This is a genomic window from Psychroflexus sp. MES1-P1E, from assembly GCF_002836055.1.
Classification (GTDB): Bacteria; Bacteroidota; Bacteroidia; order Flavobacteriales; family Flavobacteriaceae; genus Psychroflexus.
Map to the genome: position 1 here is coordinate 42,953 of NZ_PJBS01000314.1, position 6,103 is coordinate 49,055.

4 protein-coding genes and 2 tRNA genes are annotated in these 6,103 nt (G+C 36.5%); 2 read left to right on the forward strand and 4 right to left on the reverse strand.

Annotation, left to right across the window (positions count from 1 at the left end):
- Complete coding sequence (locus CXF67_RS12715; protein ID WP_257984689.1) at positions 1 to 414, forward strand: PrcB protein; 414 nt, start codon at positions 1 to 3, stop codon at positions 412 to 414.
- A gap of 122 nt (positions 415 to 536) precedes the next feature.
- Positions 537 to 2,543 (forward strand): excinuclease ABC subunit UvrB, encoded by a 2,007-nt coding sequence (uvrB, locus tag CXF67_RS12720; RefSeq protein WP_102089083.1) that lies wholly within the window; start codon positions 537 to 539, stop codon positions 2,541 to 2,543.
- 43 nt (positions 2,544 to 2,586) lie between these two features.
- Here uvrB and CXF67_RS12725 read toward each other — a convergent pair whose 3' ends face one another.
- The 4 genes from CXF67_RS12725 to mutS form a co-directional block, all read right to left on the reverse strand.
- Positions 2,587 to 3,123, reverse strand: coding sequence for an RNA methyltransferase (locus CXF67_RS12725; protein WP_102089084.1), 537 nt, complete (start codon positions 3,121 to 3,123; stop codon positions 2,587 to 2,589).
- 42 nt (positions 3,124 to 3,165) lie between these two features.
- Positions 3,166 to 3,253 (reverse strand) — tRNA-Leu (locus tag CXF67_RS12730).
- Positions 3,254 to 3,260: 7 nt separating this feature from the next.
- Positions 3,261 to 3,332 (reverse strand) — tRNA-Gly (locus CXF67_RS12735).
- 103 nt (positions 3,333 to 3,435) lie between these two features.
- Entirely contained in the window at positions 3,436 to 6,054 is a 2,619-nt protein-coding gene (gene mutS / locus CXF67_RS12740) for a DNA mismatch repair protein MutS (protein ID WP_102089085.1), read from the reverse strand.
- Between the last annotated feature and the right edge of the window lie 49 nt (positions 6,055 to 6,103).

Sequence of the window (6,103 nt, forward strand, 5' to 3'; positions counted from 1 at the left end):
ATGGTTCTTTTCAGCTGCTCTTCAGAGGATGATAACGCTAAAGCTGATTCTAGATTAGAATTCGTCAAAGAGGGCAATTTTAACGATGAAAATAGCTCCCTAGCCAATCGGAATTTGGGTATCAGCAGACAATCTGAGCTTGAAAACACCTTTGCAGACAAAGAATCATTCTTAAGTTATTTTGATGAAAATCCAATCAACTTTCAACAATATATACTATTAATAGCTACAGATAAAATTAGGAATACCAGCGGGTATTCTATTGAAATTTTATTTGAAAGTGAAAATGAAACTACACTTATCTTCAAGATGCAAAATAATTCTCCTGAAGGTTCTATGGTCACCTTGCCTCTGTTGATTCCATATCAAGTCAAAAAAATACCAAAAACCAATAAAGAGATTATTTTTCAGTAACATAAGGAGTCGAATTGTCACCTATATCTTGAAGTATATTCACTTGTGAAAGTAATGCCAAAGGACATAAAGAAAGTTTGCGATGACTTCCTTTCCAAGTATCTTCGCCAAAAATTAACTTTATGAAGTTTACTCTGAAATCAGATTTTAAACCTGCTGGCGACCAACCTCAAGCGATCGATAAACTGGTAAAGGGTCTTCATAATAATGAGCGGTATCAAACTTTATTGGGCGTCACAGGATCAGGAAAGACCTTCACTATAGCCAATGTGGTGGAAGAGGTTCAAAGACCTACACTGGTTCTGGCTCATAATAAGACCCTAGCTGCACAACTCTATTCAGAATTCAAAGCGTTTTTTCCGGATAGTGCCGTTGAGTATTTTGTGTCCTATTATGATTATTACCAGCCAGAAGCCTTTATCCCTTCAAGTGGAACTTATATCGAAAAAGATCTATCCATCAATGATGAAATTGAAAAACTTAGACTAAGCACAACTTCCTCATTACTTTCAGGACGGCGAGATGTTATAGTTGTTGCTTCGGTAAGTTGTCTGTATGGTATTGGAAACCCCGCAGAATTTCAAAAGAATGTTATTTCTATCGAAGTGGATCAGCAGATTCCGAGAACGAAGCTTCTTCAACGTTTGGTACAAAGTCTATACTCTAGAACAGAAGCTCAATTTAATCGTGGTAATTTCAGAATAAAAGGAGATACCTTAGATGTGTTTCCGGGCTATGCTGATCATGCTTATCGCATTCACTTCTTTGGTGACGAAATTGAAGAGATTGAAGCTTTTGACGTAGAAACCAACGAGGTTATGGCGAAATATGATAAATTAAATATTTATCCTGCCAATATTTTCGTGACGTCCCCTGATATCCTAAATCAAGCTATCGATCAAATTGCTATCGATCTAGGAAAACAGATTGAATACTTTAAAGAGATAGGAAAACCTTTGGAAGCTAAACGTATCGAGGAGCGAACCAACTTCGATCTTGAAATGATAAAAGAATTAGGCTATTGCTCTGGAATTGAAAACTACTCTAGGTATCTAGACGGAAGGGAGCCGGGCACAAGACCATTTTGCTTGATTGATTATTTTCCAGACGATTTTTTAATGATTGTAGATGAAAGCCACGTTACTATTCCCCAAGTAGGGGCTATGTATGGTGGTGACCGATCTCGTAAGGAAAACTTGGTAGATTATGGATTTAGACTACCAGCTGCCATGGACAATAGGCCACTAAGGCTGGAAGAATATGAAGCTTTGCAAAACCAGGTCGTTTATGTGAGTGCAACTCCTGCTGATTATGAATTGCAAAAATCTGGTGGAGTAGTTGTTGAGCAGGTCATAAGACCAACAGGATTATTGGATCCAGTGATAGAGGTACGACCTAGTCAGAATCAAATTGATGATCTCATTGAGGAAATTAATATCAGAGTTGATAAAGATCAAAGAATATTAGTAACAACTCTAACCAAACGAATGGCAGAAGAGTTGTCCAAGTATTTGACCAGAGTAAAAATAAGAACCCGCTATATCCACAGTGATATCGACACTTTAGAAAGAGTTGAAATTATGTCTGACTTAAGAAAAGGAGTGTTTGATGTTTTGGTGGGTGTAAATTTACTGAGGGAAGGTCTAGATTTACCTGAAGTATCTTTGGTGGCCATTTTGGATGCAGATAAAGAGGGCTTTTTAAGAAGTAACAGAACACTGACGCAAACTATAGGGAGAGCCGCTAGACATCTGGAAGGCAAAGGCATACTGTATGCAGATAAAATTACCGTTAGCATGCAGAAAACCATGGACCAAACCGATTATAGACGCCAAAAACAAATTGATTACAATATAAAACATAACATTACACCACAGGCTGTCAAAAAATCCTTGGATTCTGCTTTAAGTGGAAAGAAAAAGGAACCCTACGAAGTGATAGAAATGCCAACCCTTGAAGCTGCGGAAGAAGCTGTCGCTAATTATTCTGAAAGCGACTTGAAAAAGAGAATGACCAAGGTGAGAAAATCTATGGAAAAAGCCGCAAAGGATCTTGACTTTATGGAAGCTGCTAGATTTAGAGATGAATTGAAAATGCTTCAAAATAAAGTAGAGGAAGAAAAAGCATAAAAGAGAATTTGGGATGACTTCAACTTTTCAAAAATCGAGTGAATTAAATACCCTGTGTTTTTGACATAAAATCCCAAACACAAATTCCTGTGGTTACTGAAATATTTAAAGAATGCTTGGTTCCCAATTGTGGAATTTCAATAACCCCATCAGATTGATCTACAACCTCCTGTTGAACCCCTTTTACCTCATGACCTAAGACTAGTGCATATGGTTGATTCTGTTTAGGGTAAAAGTCCTTCAAAGATATGGAGTGTTCAGCTTGCTCTATCGACATCACCTTCACACCCTGCTGCTGTAAACCTTTTACGAGTTCTAGAGTGTCTTTTACATAAGTCCAGTCTACGGTCTGAGTGGCTCCTAAAGCTGTTTTTTGAATATCCTTATGAGGAGGTGTAGCCGTGATGCCGCACAGATAGATCTTTTGAATAAGGAAGGCATCAGACGTTCGAAAAACAGAGCCAATATTGTTTAGACTTCTTATGTTATCAAGAATCAAAATCAGTGGAGTCTTTGGAGAATCCTTAAATTCTTCATCTGTTTTACGAATGAGCTCTCTGTTTTTTAGTTTTCTAGGCATAGGACTATCACATAAAAAAACCCTTTGATTTCTCAAAGGGTTTGGTACTCGGAGCGGGACTTGAACCCGCACGACCGCAATGGTCATTGGATTTTAAGTCCAACGTGTCTACCAATTCCACCATCCGAGCGAAATAGAGCGAAAGACGGGATTTGAACCCGCGACCCCCACCTTGGCAAGGTGGTGCTCTACCGCTGAGCTACTTTCGCATGATTAATTGCGAGTGCAAATTTAATATATTATTTGATTTTTCAAAACCTTTTACGTAAAATCTGAAAAGATAATTTTTAGAGAAGATTTTTTAAACTCTATCTACTTTTTTGCTTTAGGCTTAAGTAGTCTTTTTATTTCATTGAGTTTCATCAAGGCTTCCACTGGGGTTAGGGTGTCGATGTCTAAACTGAGGATTTCATCCTTGATTTCTTCTAGTAAAGGATCGTCCATATTGAAAAAACTCAGTTGTGGCTCTGGTTGAATTGCCTGTTTTAATAGACTCATATCTCCTTCTAAATCTCTATAAGATTCTAGTTTTTTTAAAATTTTATGAGCCTTCTGAACAACAAATTGTGGCATACCTGCCATTTTAGCTACATGAATTCCAAAACTATGTTCACTTCCGCCAGGAACTAATTTCCTTAAAAACAAAACTTTGTCTTTAAGCTCTTTGACGGAGACATTGTAATTATTAATGCGTTTAAATTGTTTAGACATTTCATTAAGCTCATGATAATGAGTCGCAAAAAGTGTTTTAGCCTTTGTGGGATGCTCATGAATATACTCAGCAATAGCCCAAGCGATAGAAATACCATCGTATGTACTTGTACCTCGTCCAATTTCATCTAATAAGACTAGGCTTCTTTCCGACAAATTATTTAAAATACTAGCAGATTCGTTCATTTCTACCATAAATGTTGATTCTCCCATAGAGATATTATCGCTTGCGCCTACCCTAGTAAAAATTTTATCTACAATACCGATCTCTGCAGAAGAAGCAGGTATAAAGCTTCCCATTTGAGCTAATAAGACAATGAGAGCTGTTTGCCTTAGTAAAGCGGATTTACCACTCATGTTGGGACCTGTAATCATTATGATTTGGTGAGCCTCCTGATCTAAGTAGAGATCATTACTAATATATTCTTCTTCTGCTTTAAGTTGGTTCTCAATGACCGGATGCCTTCCCTCTTTAATGTTGAGTTCTAAACTTCCATTGATTATAGGTCTATTATAATTACGTTCCATAGCCAATTGAGCAAAACCAGAAAGACAATCTAGCTGTGCAATTTGAACTGCGTTTTGTTGTATAACTTTGATATAATCTTGGGTCCAGATCACTAATTCATGAAAGAGCTGCTGCTCTAGTGTTGAAATTCTTTCCTCTGCAGTAAGAATTTTTTCCTCATACACCTTAAGCTCCTCAGTAATATAGCGTTCTGCATTGACAAGGGTTTGCTTTCGTGTCCACTCCTCTGGTACTTTATTCTTATGAGCATGTCTCACTTCGAGGTAATAGCCATACACATTATTGCTACCTATTTTTAAACTAGGAATACCGGTAAGCTTGGATTCTTTCTCTAACATTTCATTTAAGAAATCATGACCAGAGAACGCGATTTTTCGAATATCATCTAACTCCTCACAAAAACCGCTTTTAATAGCATTACCTTTAAGAATATTGACGGGAGGTTCATCAGATAATGCTGAATCGATTTTGGCCCTAAATACATCACAGGAATTTAACTGATCTGCAATTGTTTTTAAACTTTCGTGACCAGATTCCTTAAGCAAAAGCATGCAAGAATTTATAACATCCATAGAGTTTTTAAGCTGAAGTAACTCCCTAGGGTTTATTTTTAAAGTCGCCACTTTTGAAATTAAACGTTCAATATCATTGATCTGTTTTAAGTAGGATCTTATCTCAGTTTGCAAATCAAAATTACTTTTAAACAAACTGACATTTTCTAAACGCTGATTAATCTTATATTCAGATTTCAAAGGAAAAGCTAACCAACGTTTAAGCATCCTGCTTCCCATTGCTGAAGCAGTTTTATCAATCACATCAATAAGAGTGACAGCACCAGGCGTAGAAGAATGATATAACTCAAGATTCCTTATTGTAAACCTATCCATCCAAACATAGTCTTCTTTCGCAATTCTTGAAATGGTGTTTATATGTTCAAGTTGAAAATGATTGGTTTCAGATAAATAGTGAAGAATAGCACCTGAAGAAATTAAACCTTCTTCAAAATCTTGAATTCCAAAGCCTTTTACTGAAGTGGTTTTAAAATGAGAATGAATCGCTTCCTGAGAAAAGTCCGATTTAAATATCCAATCATCTAAGTAAAAGAAAGGGTGTTGTTTTCCTAAAGTATCGTGTAAAGCATTTTTTTGCTTTTTAGAAATAAGAATTTCACTTGGATTAAAGTTTTGAAGCAGCTTATCTATGTCTTCAAGCGACCCCTCAGAAACAAGAAATTCGCCTGTAGAAACATCTAAAAAGGAAATACCATAGTTTTGTTTGGAACCTAAAAATATCGAGCATAAAAAATTATTGGAATTTCTAGACAAGACATCATCATTTAAGGAGACTCCAGGAGTGATTAATTCCGTTACACCTCTTTTAACGATCGTTTTAGTCTGCTTAGGATCTTCAAGCTGGTCACATATGGCAACCCTTAATCCAGCCTTGACAAGTTTTGGTAAATATGTATTTAAAGAATGATGAGGAAAGCCAGCAAGTTCTGAGCGTTCGCCTCCATTATTACGATTGGTAAGAACAATATTTAAAATACGTGAAGCAGAAATAGCATCTGATCCAAAAGTTTCATAAAAATCACCTACTCTAAAGAGAAGCATCGCATCAGGATATTTGTCCTTGATGGCATTGTATTGCTTCATTAATGGAGTTACTTTATGAGGGCTTTTTTGAGGCACGTTTTTTTATGCTAAAATACTAAATAGAATTAGGATTAAAGAAATCCTG

Bases quoted from the DNA above. Each gene is read 5' to 3' on its own strand.
- CXF67_RS12725 (WP_102089084.1), bottom strand. From the start codon at position 3,123: ATGCCTAGAAAACTAAAAAACAGAGAGCTCATTCGTAAAACAGATGAA.
- CXF67_RS12715 (WP_257984689.1), top strand. From the start codon at position 1: ATGGTTCTTTTCAGCTGCTCTTCAGAGGATGATAACGCTAAAGCTGAT.
- uvrB (WP_102089083.1), top strand. From the start codon at position 537: ATGAAGTTTACTCTGAAATCAGATTTTAAACCTGCTGGCGACCAACCT.